At 47.1% G+C, this 20,749-nt stretch carries 23 protein-coding genes; 15 read left to right on the top strand and 8 right to left on the bottom strand.

The annotated features are described in order from the left end of the window. Positions 1-165 precede the first annotated feature (165 nt). The 3 genes from KNO66_RS12975 (at position 166) to KNO66_RS12965 (ending at position 2,978) form a co-directional block, all read left to right on the top strand. Positions 166-732: a GNAT family N-acetyltransferase gene (locus KNO66_RS12975; RefSeq protein ID WP_214742865.1), complete on the top strand. Its 567-nt coding sequence runs from the start codon at positions 166-168 to the stop codon at positions 730-732. Between the two features lie 168 nt (positions 733-900). After that, on the top strand, positions 901-1,590 hold the full coding sequence (locus KNO66_RS12970; protein WP_214742864.1) for a response regulator transcription factor: 690 nt from the start codon (positions 901-903) through the stop codon (positions 1,588-1,590). After that, entirely contained in the window at positions 1,587-2,978 is a 1,392-nt protein-coding gene (locus KNO66_RS12965; RefSeq protein ID WP_214742863.1) for a sensor histidine kinase, read from the top strand. The genes KNO66_RS12970 and KNO66_RS12965 overlap by 4 nt, the downstream gene beginning before the upstream one ends. A gap of 25 nt (positions 2,979-3,003) precedes the next feature. On the opposite strand, the gene KNO66_RS12960 is transcribed toward KNO66_RS12965, so the two are convergent. Then, on the bottom strand, positions 3,004-3,291 hold the full coding sequence (locus KNO66_RS12960) for a hypothetical protein (RefSeq protein ID WP_214742862.1): 288 nt from the start codon (positions 3,289-3,291) through the stop codon (positions 3,004-3,006). 117 nt (positions 3,292-3,408) lie between these two features. Between KNO66_RS12960 and KNO66_RS12955 the strand changes: the two genes are divergently transcribed. Continuing rightward, positions 3,409-3,615 carry a hypothetical protein gene (locus tag KNO66_RS12955; protein WP_214742861.1) on the top strand — a complete coding sequence of 69 codons (207 nt, stop codon included), beginning with the start codon at positions 3,409-3,411 and terminating at the stop codon, positions 3,613-3,615. Positions 3,616-3,644: 29 nt separating this feature from the next. On the opposite strand, the gene KNO66_RS12950 is transcribed toward KNO66_RS12955, so the two are convergent. Genes KNO66_RS12950 through KNO66_RS12940 form a run of 3 tightly spaced genes read right to left on the bottom strand, consistent with a single transcriptional unit; the run spans position 3,645 to position 5,727 of the window. Then, complete coding sequence (locus KNO66_RS12950; RefSeq protein ID WP_214742860.1) at positions 3,645-4,094, bottom strand: cytidine deaminase; 450 nt, start codon at positions 4,092-4,094, stop codon at positions 3,645-3,647. 50 nt (positions 4,095-4,144) lie between these two features. After that, positions 4,145-5,521, bottom strand: coding sequence for a 23S rRNA (uracil(1939)-C(5))-methyltransferase RlmD (gene rlmD / locus KNO66_RS12945; RefSeq protein WP_214742859.1), 1,377 nt, complete (start codon positions 5,519-5,521; stop codon positions 4,145-4,147). After that, a complete protein-coding gene (locus KNO66_RS12940; protein ID WP_015880867.1) occupies positions 5,518-5,727 on the bottom strand; it encodes a hypothetical protein in 210 nt (69 codons plus the stop codon). The genes rlmD and KNO66_RS12940 overlap by 4 nt, the downstream gene beginning before the upstream one ends. 85 nt (positions 5,728-5,812) lie before the next feature. Here KNO66_RS12940 and yfkAB point away from each other — a divergent pair, with 85 nt between their 5' ends. From yfkAB to KNO66_RS12925, 3 genes are read left to right on the top strand one after another with little or no spacing between them, the layout of a single operon-like run. Continuing rightward, entirely contained in the window at positions 5,813-6,919 is a 1,107-nt protein-coding gene (gene yfkAB / locus KNO66_RS12935) for a radical SAM/CxCxxxxC motif protein YfkAB (RefSeq protein ID WP_214742858.1), read from the top strand. A 53-nt stretch (positions 6,920-6,972) separates the two neighbouring features. Further along, the gene (locus tag KNO66_RS12930; protein WP_214696348.1) at positions 6,973-7,167 is read left to right on the top strand and encodes a hypothetical protein; all 195 of its coding nucleotides are present in this window, start codon (positions 6,973-6,975) and stop codon (positions 7,165-7,167) included. A gap of 42 nt (positions 7,168-7,209) precedes the next feature. Beyond that, the gene (locus KNO66_RS12925) at positions 7,210-8,352 is read left to right on the top strand and encodes an MFS transporter (RefSeq protein WP_214742857.1); all 1,143 of its coding nucleotides are present in this window, start codon (positions 7,210-7,212) and stop codon (positions 8,350-8,352) included. Positions 8,353-8,390: 38 nt separating this feature from the next. Here the strand turns inward: KNO66_RS12925 and KNO66_RS12920 are convergent, their stop codons facing one another. Together KNO66_RS12920 and KNO66_RS12915 are read right to left on the bottom strand one after the other, a co-directional pair. Further along, entirely contained in the window at positions 8,391-8,693 is a 303-nt protein-coding gene (locus KNO66_RS12920) for a hypothetical protein (protein WP_214742856.1), read from the bottom strand. A gap of 132 nt (positions 8,694-8,825) precedes the next feature. Beyond that, the gene (locus tag KNO66_RS12915; RefSeq protein WP_214742855.1) at positions 8,826-9,770 is read right to left on the bottom strand and encodes a DMT family transporter; all 945 of its coding nucleotides are present in this window, start codon (positions 9,768-9,770) and stop codon (positions 8,826-8,828) included. 199 nt (positions 9,771-9,969) lie between these two features. On the opposite strand from KNO66_RS12915, the gene KNO66_RS12910 reads away from it, so the two are divergent. The 4 genes from KNO66_RS12910 (at position 9,970) to KNO66_RS12895 (ending at position 14,437) form a co-directional block, all read left to right on the top strand. Further along, entirely contained in the window at positions 9,970-11,877 is a 1,908-nt protein-coding gene (locus KNO66_RS12910) for a heavy metal translocating P-type ATPase (protein WP_214742854.1), read from the top strand. Positions 11,878-11,987: 110 nt separating this feature from the next. Further along, the gene (locus KNO66_RS12905; RefSeq protein ID WP_214742853.1) at positions 11,988-12,914 is read left to right on the top strand and encodes a carbohydrate kinase family protein; all 927 of its coding nucleotides are present in this window, start codon (positions 11,988-11,990) and stop codon (positions 12,912-12,914) included. Between the two features lie 31 nt (positions 12,915-12,945). Beyond that, entirely contained in the window at positions 12,946-13,419 is a 474-nt protein-coding gene (locus KNO66_RS12900) for an NUDIX domain-containing protein (protein ID WP_251127468.1), read from the top strand. 64 nt (positions 13,420-13,483) lie between these two features. Further along, positions 13,484-14,437 carry a YihY/virulence factor BrkB family protein gene (locus KNO66_RS12895; RefSeq protein ID WP_214742852.1) on the top strand — a complete coding sequence of 318 codons (954 nt, stop codon included), beginning with the start codon at positions 13,484-13,486 and terminating at the stop codon, positions 14,435-14,437. A gap of 36 nt (positions 14,438-14,473) precedes the next feature. Here KNO66_RS12895 and KNO66_RS12890 read toward each other — a convergent pair whose 3' ends face one another. Both KNO66_RS12890 and KNO66_RS12885 read right to left on the bottom strand, forming a co-directional pair. After that, positions 14,474-15,007 carry a beta-class carbonic anhydrase gene (locus KNO66_RS12890; protein ID WP_251127479.1) on the bottom strand — a complete coding sequence of 178 codons (534 nt, stop codon included), beginning with the start codon at positions 15,005-15,007 and terminating at the stop codon, positions 14,474-14,476. A gap of 35 nt (positions 15,008-15,042) precedes the next feature. Beyond that, positions 15,043-15,942, bottom strand: coding sequence for a 1,4-dihydroxy-2-naphthoate polyprenyltransferase (locus tag KNO66_RS12885; protein WP_214742850.1), 900 nt, complete (start codon positions 15,940-15,942; stop codon positions 15,043-15,045). A gap of 168 nt (positions 15,943-16,110) precedes the next feature. Here KNO66_RS12885 and KNO66_RS12880 point away from each other — a divergent pair, with 168 nt between their 5' ends. From KNO66_RS12880 to menB, 4 genes are read left to right on the top strand one after another with little or no spacing between them, the layout of a single operon-like run. Then, positions 16,111-17,499 (top strand): isochorismate synthase, encoded by a 1,389-nt coding sequence (locus KNO66_RS12880; RefSeq protein WP_214742849.1) that lies wholly within the window; start codon positions 16,111-16,113, stop codon positions 17,497-17,499. Then, a complete protein-coding gene (gene menD / locus KNO66_RS12875; protein ID WP_214742848.1) occupies positions 17,492-19,141 on the top strand; it encodes a 2-succinyl-5-enolpyruvyl-6-hydroxy-3-cyclohexene-1-carboxylic-acid synthase in 1,650 nt (549 codons plus the stop codon). The genes KNO66_RS12880 and menD overlap by 8 nt, the downstream gene beginning before the upstream one ends. Next, a complete protein-coding gene (locus KNO66_RS12870) occupies positions 19,138-19,917 on the top strand; it encodes an alpha/beta fold hydrolase (protein WP_214742847.1) in 780 nt (259 codons plus the stop codon). Before menD ends, KNO66_RS12870 begins: the two co-directional genes overlap by 4 nt. 1 nt (position 19,918) lies before the next feature. Beyond that, positions 19,919-20,743, top strand: coding sequence for a 1,4-dihydroxy-2-naphthoyl-CoA synthase (menB, locus tag KNO66_RS12865; RefSeq protein ID WP_214696369.1), 825 nt, complete (start codon positions 19,919-19,921; stop codon positions 20,741-20,743). Positions 20,744-20,749: the final 6 nt, after the last annotated feature.

Genomic DNA, 20,749 nt, shown 5'->3' with positions numbered 1-20,749 from the left:
TTTCATAACGTTTTTACGCATAATTTACTTGCTTTTTTAAAAATACTATATAAAATTATCTTGTAACTTCATAAAGCAGCCAAGGCGGTTCGAACAGCGAAGCCAGAAGTATGCTTTCGTTACGACTATTCTTCAGCGGTCTGAAATAGGAGGAGGAATGTAAAGGTGCTCAAATTTCGTGAGCTCACCGACTGCGCGGAGTTGTTCGAACTGATGCAACACCCAGATGTCTTTCCGTATGTCCGTCAAAATACGGTCCACTTTGACGAGTTTTTATTTAGCACGAAGCAAATCATCGAGCTAGAGGAGCAAGGAAAAATCATCTCACGTACCATCACGAACGAGTATGGCACCCCAATCGGGACAATCAGCTTGTTTGATGTCGAATCTGGCTATGGATTCCTTGGTACGTGGCTTGGCAAGCCATATCACGGCAAAGGTTATAATCAAGTGGCAAAGGAATCATTCTTCTCAGAACTTTTCTTTGAACTTGATATTGAAAGTGTATTTTTAAAGATCCGTAAATCGAATGAACGGTCGATTGCTGCCGCAGAAAAGTTACCTTATGCATTTTGCGCAAACGAGATTCGTTCCGAATTACTTGCAGAGATCAACCAAGGTGACGTTGAATACGTACTATATGAGGTATCCAAATCGAGTTTCCAACTGTATTTGCATGCCCTCCACGTCCCGGAATACGAAGTACCTTTCGAGGCACAACTCGAAGCATGAGCCAATTCTGTCAAAGAATTGGCTTTTTTGTGGCTTTTTTGTGTGGATTTGATGGAGGTAACTTGTCGGAGTCGAATAAATCTGTTCTAATTCGAAGAGTTAGGTATGATAAAGGTATGAGGGATTCATCACAACTCCCGTTAACTGTTTTGTAAAGGAGAATGGCATATGTCAGAATCAATGTTCCGTATCCTCGTAACTGATGACGAAGAACAAATGCGAGATTTACTTGTATCAAATTTAGAAAAAGAAGGGTATGAGACGGTCACCGCCTCAAACGGTCTTGAAGCGATCGCCCGGCTAAAGGAGGAAACATTCCACCTCGTCTTGCTCGATGTCATGATGCCCGAACTTGATGGATTGACGGCCTGCATGCGAATTCGCGAGTTTTCAAATGTACCGATTATTTTGTTGACGGCACGTTCAGAAGAGCTCGATCGAATCCACGGTCTAAAAATCGGGGCAGATGACTATATTACAAAGCCGTTTAGTCCACGCGAATTACTCGCTCGAATCGAAGCGACATTGCGACGTACACACAGCTTCTCAAAAGAACAAGAAGCGACATTTGACGTTGGCGTTCTTTCGATTGATATCCAGGGGCGCTCCGTCAGCGTGAAAGGAAAAACGGTGAACTTGACTCGTAAAGAGTTTGACTTGCTCTACTTGTTCATCACAAATGATGAAAAGGTATTTTCTCGTGAGCAGTTACTCGATCAAATTTGGGGAACGGAGTACCACGGGAATCTCCGAACGGTCGACACGCATATTAAGACGTTACGCCTGAAACTTGGCGAAGCAGGTGGTTATATTCAAACGGTATGGGGGATTGGCTATAAATTCGAGGCGAACGGATGAAACGATACACGATCCGGAAGCGGATTTGGATAACCATTTGGACAGCCAGTCTCTTCTCAGCGTTCGTGTTTCTGATTATGACGTTTTATCTGTACGATAAATTCTATATCCAGACGCAAGAAGAACTGCTCAAAAATCGCGGAGAGAAACTTGTCACCATCTATAAGGCAGACGGATTCTCGGATGCATTTGCAGACAGTATGACGTATACGAACGAATTGACGGAAACCAAGGTGTTCCTTTCGTCGGTTCGAGAAGATTCACTCGGGTCAGGAAAAACATTTTTAAGACAACAAGACCTCGAACGGCTACAGGACGGTTATGCGATTTCAGTGACCCGAAAGCACCCGACCGAGGATGTCGACATTTTAATGACCGCCTTCCCGCTCATACGCGACGGGGAGCTCGACAATGCCCTGATCCTCTATATGGAACTCAGTAAAATTAGTGAACCGTTTCAACCGATCCGGCTCATGATCACGTTTTTACTCGTTCTCATGATTGTGAACCTGCTCATTTTCGGTAAACAGATCATCGACACAATCATCCAACCACTCATCCAGATGAAGCGCGCCTCACAAGTCTATGCGCAAGGTGATTTCTCCCACCGCATTCCGATTGTCTACGATGACGAAATCGGCGAATTGGCGGACACGCTCAATTCGATGGCGGAGTCGCTCGGACTCGTTGAAGAACAGCGTAAAGAGTTTCTGGCTAACGTCAGTCATGAACTTCGCACGCCACTCTCCTACATCCGCGGTTATACCGAAATGCTTCAAAATGAATCATTGGATGAAAAAACGAGGGCACAGTATTACGACATCATTGAGAATGAGACGAACCGACTTCAGCGTCTCGTCACGGACTTGCTCGATCTCGCGCAGCTAGAACGGGATTCGTACCCGATGACAAAAGAACCGGTCGTCTACTCCCAAGTGCTAGAAGACGTCCTTTATCGGCTCGAACCGATCGCCCGGGCAAAAGGTGTGACGATCGAATCGGATTTAGACTTCGACTTGATTATCCTCGGTGACCATGACCGACTCGAACAAGTCATCGGCAATCTTCTCGACAACGCGCTCCGATATACGGATGCAGGCAAAACGATTTACGTGAAGACGTTCGCCGAAACCGAATATGCGATCACGGAAATACGTGACGAAGGTCGAGGCATCCCGAAAGAAGATTTAGAGAAGCTGACGGAACGATTTTACCGCGTCAACAAGTCAAGGACACGAAAAGATGGCGGAACCGGTCTTGGTTTGGCCATTGCGAAGCATATCATCGAGCGGCATGAAGGATCCCTTCATTTCAGCTCTGAGGTCGGGCAAGGAACGACTGTCACAGTTGGATTACCACTTCTTCCTGACGACGCATTCGATATATAAAATGGCAGCCGTTGAGGCTGCCATTTTATATATCTTTCCCTTTATATTGTTCGACCGACTCTTGTTCGAGTCGTTCTCGTTCGGCATGCGTCTGCGGAAAACCGTTCGCTTGCCACTCGGCACGATGACTTGAATCGAGTTGCGTGAGTCCCTGCTCCGCTTCATCTTGATTCGCGTCTACGCTCTCCCGCTCGTCCATCTTCTGCCACGTGTCTTCCTCTTCGCGCTGCGAGAGCAGTGCTGCCACTTTTGGGGCAACGAGCACCGCGCCTGCGACACCGATTACAATCCCCATCCATACTTTCCGATCCATCCTAACCCCTCCTTCACTATGCACTCTTCATTCCACCAATTGATCATCTCAAAACAAAATGCGTAAACGTTTACAACGAATCGAGTAGTGGAATCTCTAGACGAAGGAGGCGATTGGATGGAAAAGAAACGACCTACCTCGAAACGTCCGTTCGATAATCCGGACGCGGTAGACACGGACAAAGAAAGTATTTTTGACGAGGATGGCATGCAGACCGTCGACCCAATTCCTGTCGAGGAATTGAATGAGCGGGTAAAAGATGAAAAGAACAAACGTCACTCAAAAAATGAATCTTCGAGTGAAAAGAAATATACAGACAACTAAACAAGCTGCGGACAAACGTCCGCAGCTTGTTATGCTAAATCCTTCGGTGAAAATCCGTAAGGTAACATCTCTTCTTTCGTCATCACTTTCGTATCACCATTCAAGTTCGCGAGAATCAACGTGAAGTCTTCACCAGCGAATTCAGCGATCACTTGGCGACACGCACCACATGGCGAAATCGGGCCTTCCGTGTCACCGACGACGACGACCGTTTCAATCGCGTCACTACCTTCTGACACGGCTTTAAAAATGGCTGTGCGTTCGGCACACATCGATAGACCATATGAGGCATTTTCTACGTTACATCCCGAAACTTCGTTTCCGGCTGCATCGATGACAACAGCTCCCACTTTAAACTTTGAATATGGTGTATAAGCACGTTTTCTCGCTTCAATCGCTTTATGCACGAGTTCTTGTACGCGTTCTTGTGAAATCATTGGATGTTCCTCCACTTCTATATTTGAAAAGAAGTCTGACATCTGAACTATATCGTGAAAACGCTTACGTGGCAAGTCTTTTCACGGACTCGTCAATATTTTTTCTTTTTCTTTTTCTCGAATACAACAACGGATTCGACGTGTGAAGTTTGTGGAAACATGTCATACGGTTGAACGTAATTCACCTTGTATCCCGCCTTCATCAACTGGTCAGCGTCACGCGCGAGTGTCTGTGGGTTACATGACACGTAAACGATTCGCTTCGTTTTAGAAGAGATGATGGAATTGATCAATTGATGGTCCATCCCTGTTCGTGGCGGGTCGACGACGACGACGTCTGGAATCCATCCATCTTTCACCCAACGTGGAATCCAGTGCTCGGCACGTCCTTCTACATACATGACATGATTGTAGCCATTTTCACGCATATGGTCATTCGCATCTTCGACCGCTTCCGGCACGACTTCCATCCCGCGAATCTCTTTCGCGTATGGAGCTAACCAAAGACCAATCGATCCTACTCCCGCATACGCATCGATGACTCGTTCTTCACCCGTCAATCCTGCTGCCTCGACCACTTCACGGTACATCTTCTCCGTTTGGGCCGGATTCAACTGGAAGAATGCACGTGGTGACAGATGATAATGGACATCATCTAGCTGTTCATCCATCTTCTCTTGACCTGCGATATGGACCGTCCGATAACCAAAGATCACACCTGAACGATTCGCGTTGATGTTGATATGGAACGACACGACGTTCGGCAATTCCATGATTCGGTCACTCAACTCATCCAAGTCCGGAACATCTTCGTGTCCGACGACCAGAACAACTTGAACATCATTCGTGTTATAACCTGAACGGACAACGATTGTACGCGCATACCCGGTATCACGGCGTGCGTCGTAGACGGGAATATCGAGTTCGTTTAAAATACGGACAATCGCATTGTTGATATTCGTCGTGTCACGTTGTTGAACCATACAGTGCTCGATTGGTACGAGATGGTTCGAATTCGGCTTGTAAAGACCAGACACGATTTCCCCACGGCGTGTACCGAGCGGAAACTGTGATTTATTGCGGTAATACCATGGATCTTCCATTCCGATTGTCGGACGGATATCCGATTTGTCCACGTTGAGTTTTGTCTTTTGACGGAAAGCGTTCCGAACGATTTCTTCCTTATACTCCATCTGCAAACGCGAACTCATATGTTGGATTTGACATCCACCACACTCGTCGTAAATCGGACAAGGTGCTTTGACGCGGTCTTTCGAATCGTTATCGCGCTTGACGACACGTGCTTCCGCGTAATTTTTTTCTACCCTCGTGATTTCGACTTTTGCTCGTTCTCCCGGCAATAAATTTGGAATGAAGATGACCATGCGATTAATTGTCGCGATGCCTTCTCCATTAATGCCAAGTCGTTCGACCGTGACATCTTTAAAATCTCCTGTGATTAATTTCAATCTGATTCATCCTTTCGAGACGATTGTTCTAGGTCTTTGGCGTAACGCACAACTTTGGCGCGCAACGAATCAATGTCGGCTAACAGGCGATGTAAATCTTCAGGTGTCGTATGCTCATCTAGCGTATTGACCGATAGACAGAGCAATTCCGTTCTCGATTTTAGGACGTTCATCTTTCCGGCGGTATCTGTACGTGATTTACCCATCTTGTAATCGCTCCTTTGGTTCGTGACAAAGAGTTGCTATTATAGCATACTATTTCGTGTAACTTGATGAAAAGGTGGAATCCACATGCAAAACATCTCCCCAACTTTCGACCCTTGGGAAGCCTATCTCGACCAAGTCGAACACGGTCGACTCGTCTTATCCAATGTCGAAGTCACCACAACAAAGTTGTGTAACATGCGCTGCGAACATTGTGCGGTCGGGTATATGCTCGACCAAACAGAAGAACCAGAAGTGCCGCTCGATCTGTTGATTCAACGACTGGATGAGATCGAACATTTGCGTGCCTTCTCGATTACAGGCGGTGAACCGATGTTATCGATGAAATCTGTTCGCAATTATGTCGTCCCACTGTTACGCTATGCGAAAGAACGTGGGGCCCGTACGCAAATCAACTCGAATTTGACGTTACCGTTATCCCGCTATCATCTTATTACCCCTTACTTGGACGTTTTGCACATTTCGCATAACTGGGGCACCGATGCCGATTTCCTTGAAGGCGGATTCGCGATGATGGACCGGAAACCGAGTGAAGAGGCTCGGTTGAAAATGCTCCAGACGATGAAAGACAACGCCCGCGCCCTTACAGCTGAAGGGATCATCGTGTCAGCAGAGACGATGATTAACAAGCGGACGATTCCGCATTTGAAAGAAATCCATGAAGAAATTGTCTCACTCGGTTGCCAAAGACATGAGGTGCACCCAATGTACCCCGCAGACTTTGCTAGCGCCCTCGAATCAGCTTCCCTTGCTGATACGCGACAGGCCATCCATGACTTGCTCGACGTCCGTGACGAGAATGTTTGGATGCTCTTTGGTACGTTACCATTCTATGCATGTTCTGACCTACCTGAAGATCGTGCCCTGTTGAAACGACTTCATGAAACAAAAAACGTGACCGTTCGAAACGACCCGGATGGCCGCTCCCGTCTCAACACGAATATCTTTGACGGACAAATCATCGTGACCGATTTTGGTGATGAACTCGGCACACTCGGGACCGTCTATGACACGTCATTCCAGGAGGCATATGATACGTGGACGAACAGTCAATTGAATGCCACGCTTTCATGCCACTGTCCCGCCGTGAAATGTCTTGGTCCGAACGCGCTCGTCAAGCAAGCCTATTATCCGACAGTGGATTTCCAATCTCGTAAGGCTACCTCGTTTTAATTATTTCGTTTCGGGAAATGTTCTATATATTAACTGAATCGAGGTGTGTATAGATGACAGCGATTTATGTATTCATGATTACAATCATGGCCATTATTATTTTTGGTGGTGTGCTTAGCATCTTATTGACAGCCGCATTCGTTTCAGACAAAGTAGAGCATGATGAAATGTTCAGTCAAGGCAGTTGGGATGATGAGTTGCTACATTTGAACCACTCTCCACAACCGATTGACGACACGAAAAGCTGAGAACCTTCTCGGCTTTTTACTTTGACTTCATGAGGTGAATGTATGCTCCGCTTTCGTTTTATGATCTTATTATTGATCGTCTTTATTTCCGGTTTGATTCAAGGTGCCCTGATTCCGCTCCTTTCCACGCTGATTGAACGGGACGGTGCTCCGGCCTGGGTGAACGGATTGAACGCGACGATGCTCTACGTCGGCGTGATCGTATCCGCGCCTCTCTTGGAGCGCTTCGTCCGAAAATACGGATTCCGTCCGACCATCGTCCTTGGTATCGTCTTGACGGGTATTGCTACCTTCGCCTTACCAATTTGGCCGTCCTTACTCGTTTGGGCGATGATGCGGTTCTTCATCGGGTTTGGCGATTCTGCCTTACATTACGGCTCGCAAGTATGGGTCACGTCCGCTAGCGATAAGCGCAGCCTCGGTCGAGCGATGGCGTATTATGGCATGTCGTTCAGTCTCGGTTTCGCCATCGGTCCATTGATTGCCCCACTCGTCGACCTATGGTTTTGGCTACCCTTCTTAGTCATCGTCTTCTTCTGTCTCGCTTCGTTGATGCTCGTCTTTAAAGTTGAGAATGAGTTTCCGGAGGTCGAAAAAGTGAGGACTGACTCGAAGGGACGAATTCGACTGATTCTTATCGGTGCTGGATACACGCTTCTCCCCGCCTTTACATACGGTTTTCTTGAAGCGAGTTTAAATGCCAATTTCCCTATTTTCACGTCTCGGAATGGGATGAGTTTGACAGAAACGAGTACACTCATCACGACGTTCATCGTCATGTCGATTGTCGTTCAGCTTCCGCTTGGTCGTCTCGCAGACTTGTATGGTAAGAAACGGATCTTACAAATCGTGCTGACGTTCGGGACACTTGTGTTTGCCTTAGCCAATCTCGTAGTCGACCACTATGTCGGCCTACTCATTCTATTTGCGCTTGCCGGCGCCGGACTAGGATCGACCTATTCACTTGGGTTGGCCCACATGACAGAAGTGCTCCCCCGTTCGTTACTGCCAACGGGAAACATGCTGTACAGCATCTCGTTTAGCATCGGCTCAATCTCAGGTCCGATGATTGGCGCCTTTTGGTTGTCTTTACCGAAAGAAGTCTATTTCTTTATGTACGCCGTCATTCTCGGTATTCTGGCGCTTCGACTTTTCACGTCGACCACCAAGCCGATCGACATATAAACAGAGGCAGATGGTTCCCATGAACCATCTGCCTCTGTTTATTCTACAACGCGTTCCATTTCTTCGTCGTTTAACTGTAAAGCTTGAATGAACACTTCGTCTAGCGCGAATGGCTCCGTGTCTAGTGAAGCGAGGACATCAGATTTTAGCGTCACCTCTACGACACGGTCATCGAACTGCCATCGCGTCTGAATATCGTCACCCCGTCTTGTGGCGCGAGTCGCCACTGGACCGTGACGTTCTTTTAAACTTTGACTCACGCACTTCATCACGTACTTCACGTACTCATCTTTCGGTTGACGCGAGATGAGAATGTTTCGGACGATTCGATTTCTAGTCATTGTTTTTCCTCCTCTCTTTGAATGATTGTGCACGCAAGTCTTTTCAAACGAAGACCGATTTTCGAACTTTAAAATTCAGAATTTTTAATATATTTTGGCATGGGATTTCAATTCCGTCAACTCTGTCTCGTTTCAAATGTGATCGATTTGTTTTTTCGTACGGCGACCTTGGAAATACGTCGATAAATAAATCCCGACGATGACGAACCCAAGCCCGACAACCGCATTCCACGGAATCGTTTCACCGAGTAAAATCCCTGACAACATGACCCCAAATAAGGGAACTAAGAAGATATAGAGTGAGATTCGACTGACCGGATTGTATTTCATCAACGTGTTCCACAATGTAAATCCAATCGCTGATAACATCGCCAAGTAAAACAGAAATGCAATTGTCTGTCCGGTATATGGCATGTCGATGCCATTTGGATCTAATAGATAGCCGATGATCAGTAGCCCGACAGAACCAATCACCATTGCCCAAGCTGTCATCGGAGCAACATCATATATTCTTGAGTAATCCTTCGCAATTAAGTTCCCGAATGCCCCGGATACCATTGCCAAGATGAGTAAAATTTCACCTAAGCCGAATCCGACTTCCGACCCGGTCGCCGGCCAGTTCGCGATCACGATTCCAGAAAACCCAAACGTCAGAGCAAACCCTTTCAAACGATTCAACTTATCGTCTTCATACCGGAAATGAGCGAGAGCCATTTGAAAGAATGATGTGGAACCGGCAATGATTGACCCTTGAACGCCGGTCGAAATAGAAAGTCCGATATAGAAGAACAAATATTGTAGGAACGTCAAAAATGAACCGAGATGCGCATACGCTTTAAACTTTTCACGCGTCAATCGGACCGACCGTTTTAACACAGTCTGACTAATTAAAAGTAGCAATAGTCCGGCAAGTAAAAAGCGCTCTCCTGCGAATAACAACTGTTGTCCATATTCATTCGACTGAATATCCAGTTTTTCATAGCTTAGTTTAATGAATGGGAAGGCACTCCCCCATAACAATGTATTAAAAATCGCTAAAAACGCCACTGTCCAAGGGCGTTGAAATATATTCTGCATGACACAAAAACTCCTTAATCTTTATATTTGTTAGTACCCGCTGAGCATGTTAAAATAAATCTAGATAATAATTATTATAAATTAAAAAATCACATCAAACGTCGCAATCAACCTTATTTTAAGCCGATTGAAGATGATAATCATCATCACTCATTATCATTTAATCGAGATTCATTATCAATTAGAAAGAAGGGATTTCATGAACGTCCAATCGGTCACACACGAAAAAAGCCACGTTTTCAAACGGGCTAGCTGGTACGAACATATCGAATTGATCATGGCGCTCATCAGCGGTGTATTGATTGTACTCGCTTATATCGCCGAAACACAAGGCGGAGCTTCTTGGACTTACGTCACGCTTTACTTATCTGCCTTTTTCATCGGCGGCTACGCCAAAGCGAAGGAAGGAATCACGGACACCATCGAAACGAAATCGCTTAACGTAGAACTTCTCATGATTATCGCTGCCATCGGTGCCGCATCCATCGGTTACTGGATGGAGGGAGCAATTCTCATCTTCATTTTCGCCCTATCCGGTGCCCTTGAGACGTATACGATGAATAAGAATGAACGAGCTCTCGAATCGCTAATGGAATTACAACCTGAACAAGCGACTCGTCTGACTGCTTCTGATGAACTTGAAGTGGTTCATATCAATGACCTAAAAGTCGGTGATCGAATCTATGTTCGTCCGGGCGAACGCATCCCTGTCGATGGACGAATCATAAAGGGAAGCGCTTCTGTCGAAGAAGCAGCCATTACGGGAGAGTCCGTTCCTGTCGACCGCCAAGTCGGTGAGGACGTGTTCGGTTCAAGCGTCAACTTAAACGGTGTTTTGACAATTGAAGTGACAAAACTGGCAACCGAGACCCTGTTCCAAAAAATCATTCAAATGGTTCAACAAGCACAGGAAGAAAAGTCGCCATCTGCCCAGTTCATCGATCGCTATGAAGGACGGTATGTTCAAATCGTTCTCTTCTCTGTCGCAGCCATCATCTTGCTCGGACCATTTTTCACATCATGGTCTCTCGAAACGAGCATTTACCGGGGGATGATTCTTCTCGTCGTCGCTTCCCCTTGTGCTCTCGTCGCTGCCATCACGCCAGCTGCCCTGGCCGCCATCGCCTCTTCAGCAAAACACGGCATTCTCTTTAAAGGTGGCGCTCATATCGAGAATATGGGACGTCTAAAAGCCATTGCGTTTGACAAGACCGGCACACTTACAATCGGGAAACCGATTGTACAAGAAGCGATTATTTCATCTGATTTGCATGAAAACGACGTCAACCGAATCGTCAGTTTGATTGAAGAACACTCGATGCATCCGCTTGCTGAAGCTCTCGTATCGTATACCGGAAAACATACCGGGGAAATGACACACTTTAAAGACATCACAGGTTCTGGGATTGAAGCGACGATTGACGGTGTCACGTATCGCGTTGGGAAACAAAAATTTGCGGACCGGAGCGGAGATTTCTATAAAGAGGACGTTGAGCGTTTAAAAGAAGCGGGTCATACGCTCGTCTTCATCAGTGATGAAACACGTACAATCGGCGCGTACGCCTTGCGTGACACACTACGTCCCGAGGCAACGGTAGCGATTCAGCGATTGAATGACCTCGGCATTGCAACCATCATGATTACTGGAGACAATGAAGCGACCGCTCGCGCCATCGCGAACGAAGCCGGATTGACACGCTATATCGCTGAATGTTTGCCAGAAGAGAAGGTTTCGCAAATTAAGACGTTACGTGAAGAGTATGGGGCAATCGGGATGATTGGCGACGGAATCAATGATGCACCTGCGCTCGCAACCGCTGATGTCGGGATTGCTATGGGCGAAGGAACAGACGCCGCTCTCGAAACGGCAGATGTCGTCTTGATGAAAAACGATCTCGTTCGATTGAGTGACGCGATTCGTCAATCGCGGAAGTTGAATCGAATCGTCCTGCAAAACGTTGTCTTCGCCCTAGCTGTCATCCTTGTATTGATTGCGACGAACATTTTTGAACTACTCATCATGCCGTTTGCCGTTGTCGGTCACGAAGGTTCTACCATCCTTGTCATTTTAAACGGTCTCCGTCTCCTCACATCATCCTGGGAGTAATTCGACAAAATAGAATCGATGATTGAAACAATTTGTCGATTTCGTTATAATTGAAACAATGTGTCTACAGACTGAAACAGACGAAAGACTGACTAAAGGTGGTACAAGATATGAATACGATTGCAGTCATCGGCAAGGTGTTTGTCGATATTAAAGGAACGTCCTTCGCACCGCTCCATAAAGATGCGAAGAATGTCGGCGACATCACGTTTTCCAATGGTGGAACAGGTCGAAACGTTGCTCAGAACTTAGGCGTGCTCGGCAACGACGTCCGCTTCGTCTCAACCGTCACGAATGACCAGATCGGTGTCGGTGTCCTCGAAGAGTTGCGTTGTTTGAACGTAAACGTCGACGGCGTCGACATGCTCGAGGATAATGGTATGGGGATGTGGCTCGCTGTCATGGACAACAACGGCGACCTTCAAACGTCTATTTCGAAGCAACCGGACGAAGCACGAATGGAAGAAGCAATTTTACGTCAAATCGATACGGTCTTTGAAGAGAGCGATGCCGTTGCGATCGACTTAGACTTATCGGTCAACGTCTTGAACGAGACGATCGAGTTATGTCGTGAAATGGATTTACCGCTCTATGGTGTCTGTGGTCACCTATCTGTCATCGAACGAAACCGTCATTTACTTCAAGGTTTCACCGGATTTATCTGCAGTCGTGAAGAAGCGGAAATCTTATCCGACATGTCGATTGTCACAGTTGACGATGCGTTACGTGTCGCAGAAGTACTCGCTATGAAAGGCGCCCCCCTCACGATCGTCACGATGAGCGAGCTCGGCGCCGTATATGTCGACCTTCGAACGAACGAACAGGGTCATGTTCCGACAACAAAAGTGAAAGTCGCTGATTCAACTGGAGCTGGCGATTCTTTCTTCTCCGCTGTCATCTCTGAACTGATGAAAAAGCATTCAATCGAAGAGGCACTTCGCCTCGGCATGCGCGTCGCAGGAAAAGTCATCGCCTCACATGAAAATGGATTGACGCAAGATATGTATGATTCTTTGGAACAACCTACGCAAAAATGAGTTGAACGCATCGGCGAATCGTCGATGCGTTTTGTGCAAATTTACAGGAACGAAAGGAACGATTTCAGTGGTTCGAACGAAATTAAGAAGTGCAGTCATTTTAACGAATGATCAGGATGAAGTTGCTTTAATCCGGCGTGAAAAAGAAAACGTCTTATACTACGTCTTTCCGGGTGGTGGCGTGGAATATGGACATACGACAGAAGAAACGGCGATTCGCGAAGCATTCGAAGAGCTTGGTGTTCATGTGGAATTAGAAGGGGTCGCTGCTTACGTCGCATTCAACAACGAATTAAATCCTTACTATTGGGCGAAGATAACCGGTGGCGAATTCGGAACAGGTACGGGCGAAGAATTCCAAGAAGAGCAAACGAACGGTTCCTACACCCCGATGTGGATTAAACGGTCGGCTCTTCCCCACCTCCCGGTTCGCCCACCGTCACTCGCTGAAAAACTCGCCTCATCCGAGACACGATTTTACGATTTGACGTTGTCTGAAGATTAATCAGGTGTATCCTCACCCGAATTCGGGAAACGTTTTTTAACGACCGAGTCAGGAGGGTTTTATGATGGCAATGACGGAAGTAAAAGAAAAGAAGAATTGGCTCTCTTTCGCGAAGGAGTTATTCCGACGCTTTAAAGAGCATGATGTACAAGACTACGGGGCTACTCTCGCATTCTTTTGGTTTTTATCGATTTTCCCGGGAATCATTTTTATTTTGGCACTCTTATCTTTTTTTGAAATCTCACAAGAGTCCTTTCAAAATCAATTAAACGATTTAGCACCAGGCTCAGCCGCTTCCGAATTTTTAACCGGTATTTTCGAAGCGATTGGCGAACCACGTGGCGGTCTCTTGTCACTCGGTGCGATTTTGGCCATTTGGTCCGCCTCAAAAGGGGTTGACCGCCTGATCACCACTTCACTTCACGCCTACGGGGAAGACAATGAACGCAATTTTTTCGTGAAGAAGGGACTTGCCCTCGGATTGACGATTTTATTAGGGATCGGGATGCTGTTACTCATTCTCTCAAACGTATTCGGATCTCAAATCATCTCGTTCGTCACTGAATACTTACCCGTCAACATTACCGGGGCCGAAGAAATGATGATTAACGTATTCCGATATGTTCTGACAACCGTCGTCTTGATTTTGACACTTTCGATTTTTTATAAAGTATCTCCACAACAACACGTCTTTTGGAAAAGTACGATTCCTGGCGCCATTTTTGGCGTCATCGGATGGCAACTCGTCTCCCTCGGATTTAGTTTGTACGTTTCAAACTTCGGGAGCTATGATTCGACGTATGGGTCCCTTGGTGGAATCATCGTCACGTTGCTCTGGTTGCAACTCACCGGGATGATTATTCTCATCGGTTCTGAGATCAATGCAACGTGGATGCGTTTCTTCAAAACACCGAGTGAGCAAGAATACGAACGTGACTTTAAAAAGAACAAAAAGAAAGCGAAAGAACAAAAAGCAGAAGACAATTACGATGACATCCCGACGAATACGTATGGGTAACAAAAAAGGGCGCGTTCGGCTGAACGCGCCCTTTTCTTATACTTCTACCGGATCGAGACGACCCGTCGCTGGATCAATCACAAATCCATGAACGTTTGTCCCTGGTGGAAGCAACGGATGATTGTTGATCAAGTTGATGGAATGAACGACATTCTCTTCGACTGAATCAAACCCATGTAACCATTGTTCTAAATCCATTCCTGACGATTTCAACGTCTTCAATGTTTGTGAATCGATTCCTCGACGCTCCATCTCTTCAATGACTACAGATGGTTCGATTGCCGCCATCCCACAGTCATAATGTCCGACGACGACGACTTCCTCTGCACCTAGTGCATAGAGCGCTACTAAAATTGAGCGCATTGCCGAACCGAATGGATGGGACAAGACAGCGCCCGCATTTTTGATGATTTTAGCGTCCCCGTTCTTGAGTCCGAGCGCTTGAGGCAACAGTTCCGTCAAACGCGTATCCATACACGTTAAAATGACAATTTTTTTATCCGGAAATTTATCAGATACGAACGGCTCGTACTGTTTTTCCTCTACGAAACGTTTATTGAATTCAAGCATTTCTTTTACGACTGACACGTTAACGCCTCCCCTTTTTACAATACAAATCTTGATACGATTAACCCAATGACCATCCACGCCCCGAACAACGTGTTCACTTTCGCCGTCATCGCCATAGCAGGCATCAATTCCGCCGGTTCAGCCTTTTTCCAAAACTGTTGAATGGCTCTTACCATGACCGGAACCGTGAAGAGTGACAATAGAACCCAAGGTGTGACTCCATAATACACGACGGCGACGATGATTCCGACTAGTGCAGCGATAAAGAATAAGGCAAGTACATATACCGCACGCCGATGCCCGACGAGACAAGCAATCGTTTTTCGACCATTCTCTTTATCGTTATCTAAATCACGAATGTTATTCGCAAGTAAGATCGCACCAATCAACAATGCCATCGGGAACGACACGAGTAACAACTCTGTTGTCACCGTATTCATTTGAATATAGCCGGAAATCCCGATGATGACATAACCCATGAATAATCCAGCAACCAGTTCCCCAAACGGTGTATAGGCAATCGGAAGCGGACCACCCGTGTACAAGTATCCGACAAGCATCGACAACGCTCCGACCCATAATAGATGCCAACTCGTAGAAGCTGCGATATAGAGTCCGAGTAATGCGGAGATGGCATACATGCTAAGGGCAATTGTCAACACTTGTTGAGGTGTGAATCCATCCCGAACGATAGAGCCACCGATTCCGATAGAACCTTCATGATCAAGTCCGCGCTTATAATCATAATACTCGTTAAATAAGTTCGTCGCGATTTGAATGAGGACAGACGCCACTAACATGGCGAGAAAGAGTCCCCACTTCAGTTCCGTTTGATCGAGGACGATGAACGTCCCGAGCAATACCGGAATAAAGCTAGCTGTCAGGGTATGCGGGCGAATCATTCGCCAATATGCACCCTTTGATTTCTGTTTCATTTCTTTCCCTCCCTACGTTAGTTTACGTCTCGATGAAAAAATCTGTCAACGTCAGCCCGACATCTCGCATTCCTTACAATTTCTCGAGCATTTCATAGACAGGTGAGTCGGGAACTCGTGATACACTAAAGAGTGAGAATTCTATCGGATTGAGGAGGCTTTTCTTTTATGCCAGATACTCAAACACATATAAAACAACGAATCGAACAAGCCCATAAACGGGCGCGTGCTTGGCAGCGACCTGTCCTAGCAGCCTACACATGGGAGGTTTCGGCGTTCGATGCTTTCCAAATCATCCAGAACACCGATACGTCTCACTATTACTTCATGACACCGGACCGCACACTTGAGATGCTTGGTTGCGGGGATGCGCTCGTCTTGAGCGCTTCTGGACCTGAGCGCTTTCAGCGACTTCAGTACGATTGGAGTTTACATCGACGAGACGTCGATGCCAAAATCTATGCGTTTGCCGGATTTTCATTCGACACGTTTATGCGACCACAAAAGAGCATGTGGGATGCCTTTGGGGAGGCATCACTCGTCGTCCCAAAATTTCTATACCGTCGTTACAAAGATCGACACACGATGACCGTCGCCACCCTCGTTTCTTCAAAACAATCGGTCGAACAGTATTTAATCCAATTGGCCGATCAATTGGCTCAATTTAATCTGCTTCGCCCATCTGAAGAATCCACGCCATCTTATTCGAAAGTAAAGGATGGAATCGATCATTATAAATCGAGTTTTCAACAAGCGAAACAATTGATTGAAGAAGAGCGAGTGGAAAAGCTAGTCATTGCCCGAGAAGAAATTTATCAACGCTCTGAAGGTGCCTTTCCGTTTGCTAAAAGTTTAAAACACTTAGCAGACCACCAGGAGTCGAGTTACATCTACTTATATCAACCGAAGCGGGACATCGGGTTCTTCGGAGCAACACCTGAGCGATTGATTCAAAAAGAAGGTTTGCACCTCCACACCGCAGCAATCGCCGGCACAATCAAACGTCCAAAAACCGAAATTGAAGCCGACCTCGCGAAAGAGTACCTATTGAATGATGCCAAAAACCGAGAAGAGCATCAGATTGTCGTGAAAGATATTAAACAAGCATTGACACCGTACACGGCACCGATTCAAACGAGCGAGACCCCACAAATCCTTGCGAATCGCTCTGTGTTCCATCTGCACACACCAATTGAGGCGATACTTGAAACGAACGCCTCGCTGTTGTCATTGGCGGAAGCCTTACATCCGACGCCTGCACTCGGCGGGTCACCGAAGCGGACATCGGTCCGATTGCTTCGTGAAGTCGAGCGCTTCGACCGCGGATGGTACGGTTCTCCCTTTGGTTGGATTGACAATGAAGGGGATGGAGAATTTATCGTCGCCATCCGCTCCGCGCTCGTTCAACATCAGTTCGTTGCGCTTTATGCAGGAGGCGGCATCGTCAAAGACTCTGTCCTAGAACAAGAGCTCGAAGAAACAGAAATGAAAATGAGTCCAATCAAACAAGCACTGCAGTTTGATTCGCACGACCAAGGAGGCAGCCCACATGAATAAGATGTTGACCGAATGGGTGGCGTCTATGGTGAATCGACTAGTTGAATCCGGTGTGAAGGATGTAGTCATCAGCCCGGGTTCTCGTTCGACCCCGCTCGCTGTGGCAGCTTATCTACACCCTCATCTTCGTCATCACATCATCGTTGACGAGCGTTCTGCCGCATTTTTCGCGCTCGGTCTGACACGTTCAACGGACACTGTCCGTCCTGTCGCACTCATTTGCACGAGCGGTACAGCCGCGACGAATTATTACTCGGCCGTGACGGAAGCGTATATTTCTCAGCTACCGCTCATCGTTCTCACGACCGACCGACCGCATGAACTCCGAAATGTCGGGGCACCCCAGACAATCAATCAAGTCAGGTTATACGGCGAACAGGTAAAAATGAGCCTCGACCTCCCCGTTCCGGAAGAAGTGACGCTCTCATTCATGCAACAGACGGTCACCCGGTTCACAAGTGTTGCCATGCAGGCTCCGATGGGACCGGTTCATTTAAATGTCCCGTTCCGAGAACCATTGCTTCCAGACCTTGAATACTTAAAGCAAATTCTAAAAGGTGAACCAATTACACGAGAAAGGCAGCGCGTTCGTCCGACACGTGCCGACCGTGATCTCTTTTCAGAACGGACACACCAAAAACAACTCGCTTTCGTCGTCGGGCCATCTACACCGTCAACATGGCAAGAAGGAATATATGAATTCGCGACGGAACATAACATTCCGATTTTCGCCGATCCACTTAGCGATATGCGGCGTTTTGATGATGTCTTGACGAACTATGACACGTGGCTCGCAAGTGAGCATCGTGCCGACTGGTTACCCGATGTATTCATCCGCTTCGGTGCCGCACCCGTTTCCAAGCGGTTCAATCAATGGATGTCTTCGGCTGACCAACTTGTGGTCGAAGAACCCGGTTCTTACCGTGACCCGAGTAGCCACGCGACCATCTGTTATGGAGACGCGCTCGACTTTTTACCACTTATTGAATCAATCAATAAACCACATTATATCGAACGACTACGTCTCTTCGAAGGTATCGCCGAGTCAGCAAAAGCTTCCCTTCAAGGAGAAGCGGAATTGACGAAACGATTACTTGATACGTCAATCGAACGACTTTTTGTCAGTAACAGTATGCCAATTCGCGATGTCGATACGACATTATCAGCCGGAAAACCAGTTCATGTCCTCGCCAATCGAGGCGCAAATGGGATTGACGGTGTGATATCGAGCGCGCTCGGCAGTTGTTATGACACGACCCAAGCCGCTCTACTTATTGGTGATTTGGCATTCTATCATGATAGCAATGCACTCCAACTATTGAAGCATCACCCCGGAAAATTTTCTGTCGTCATTTCGAATAACAATGGCGGAGGAATCTTCTCCTTTTTACCGCAGGCTTCAGTTGACGCTCAGCTATTCGAAGATTTGTTCGGGACACCACTCGATTTAAATATTCGTGGATTTGCGGAGACGTACGGTTTGACCTATCGTTTGATTGAACGGCCCGATGACATTCAAGCAGCAGTTGAAGATGGCATTCACTTGATTGAATTCCCATCGAATCGCGAGCAGAATGTCATCACACATCGAGAATGGACACAATCCGTTTGCGCTCGCCTCATCACGGAAAATGAAGCATGAATATCGACTTGAGAGGCGTCCGCTACGAGGTAACTGTTCAAGGAGAAGGCAAACCAGTGCTGTTCCTACACGGGTTTACGGGAACTAGTCACTGGATTGATTGGCTGCCTGCGATGCCGATCCGCTCCGTATCCCCTTCACTCCTTCAACATGGGTCAACGGAACATCCTACTGTCTGCCGTTCGACAATGAGTCAACAAGTGAAGGACCTTTCACGCCTACTCGATTTAGACGACCGTCCATGGACGGTCGTCGGGTATTCACTCGGTGGTCGGATCGCATTAACGCTCGCCGCATGCGACAAGCGCGTCGAACATGTCATCGGGATCAGTACGACACCCGGCCTCCGTTCTTCAAAAGAACGGTCAGCTCGCCGACGTCAAGACGAAGAACTCGCTCGCTTCATCGAAACCGAAGGACTCGTTGCTTTCGTCAAGCGATGGGAGAACCTTCCGCTTTGGCGACAAACAGAAGAAATGAAGCATGCACTTCGAAAGGACCGTCTCGCACAAGACCCAACTGCTCTTGCGAACAGTTTGCGAGCTATCGGAACGGGTCATATGCCATCGCTATGGGGCGCCCTAGAGCATCTTCCTCGTACCGATTTGATTGTCGGAGCAGAAGATCATAAGTTCAACGCGATTGCGCGACAGATGCAGGAAGAACGGTCTGATCTTAAAATTTATGAAATTTCAAATGCGGGGCATGCTCCTCATATCGAGAATGCACCAGAGTTTGGTACAATAATAAAGAAATTGATTTTAGGGGGTATTTAAAATGGAATCAGTAGCGAACTGGACATCGGTCCGTACGTATGAAGACATTAAATATGAGACATGGAATGGGATTGCTAAAATCACCATCAACCGTCCTGAGGTACGCAACGCGTTCCGTCCGTTGACGGTCAATGAATTGATTGACGCATTCGCACGCGCACGTGACGACAAAGAAGTCGGCGTCATCATCTTGACGGGTGAAGGCGAAAAGGCATTCTGTTCAGGTGGAGACCAAAAAGTTCGTGGGCATGGCGGATACGTCGGGGAAGATGAAATCCCGCGCTTGAATGTCCTCGACCTTCAACGCCTCATTCGCGTCATTCCAAAACCGGTCATCGCCATGGTCGCAGGTTTCGCAATCGGCGGAGGGCATGTCCTTCACGTCGTATGTGACTTAACGATTGCAGCGGACAACGCTCGCTTCGGACAAACAGGTCCTAAAGTCGGTTCGTTCGATGCAGGATATGGTTCTGGTTACTTAGCACGCATCATCGGTCATAAGAAAGCTCGTGAAATCTGGTACCTCTGTCGCCAGTACGATGCGCAAGAAGCACTCGAAATGGGACTCGTCAACACCGTCGTCCCTCTCGATCAACTCGAAGCAGAAACAGTCAAGTGGTGCCAAGAAATCTTACAACACTCACCGACTGCACTTCGCTTCTTGAAAGCAGCGATGAACGCAGACACAGACGGTCTTGCTGGCCTTCAGCAACTCGCTGGAGATGCAACGCTTCTCTACTACACAACGGATGAAGCGAAAGAAGGACGCGATGCGTTCAAAGAAAAACGTGATCCTGACTTCGGTCAATTTCCACGTTTCCCTTAATTTTGT

This window comes from Exiguobacterium sp. s48 (genome assembly GCF_018617395.1).
Lineage (GTDB): Bacteria > Bacillota > Bacilli > Exiguobacteriales > Exiguobacteriaceae > Exiguobacterium.
The sequence above is the reverse complement of the archived record's forward strand: the minus strand, read 5'-3'. Positions and strand labels throughout refer to the sequence as shown.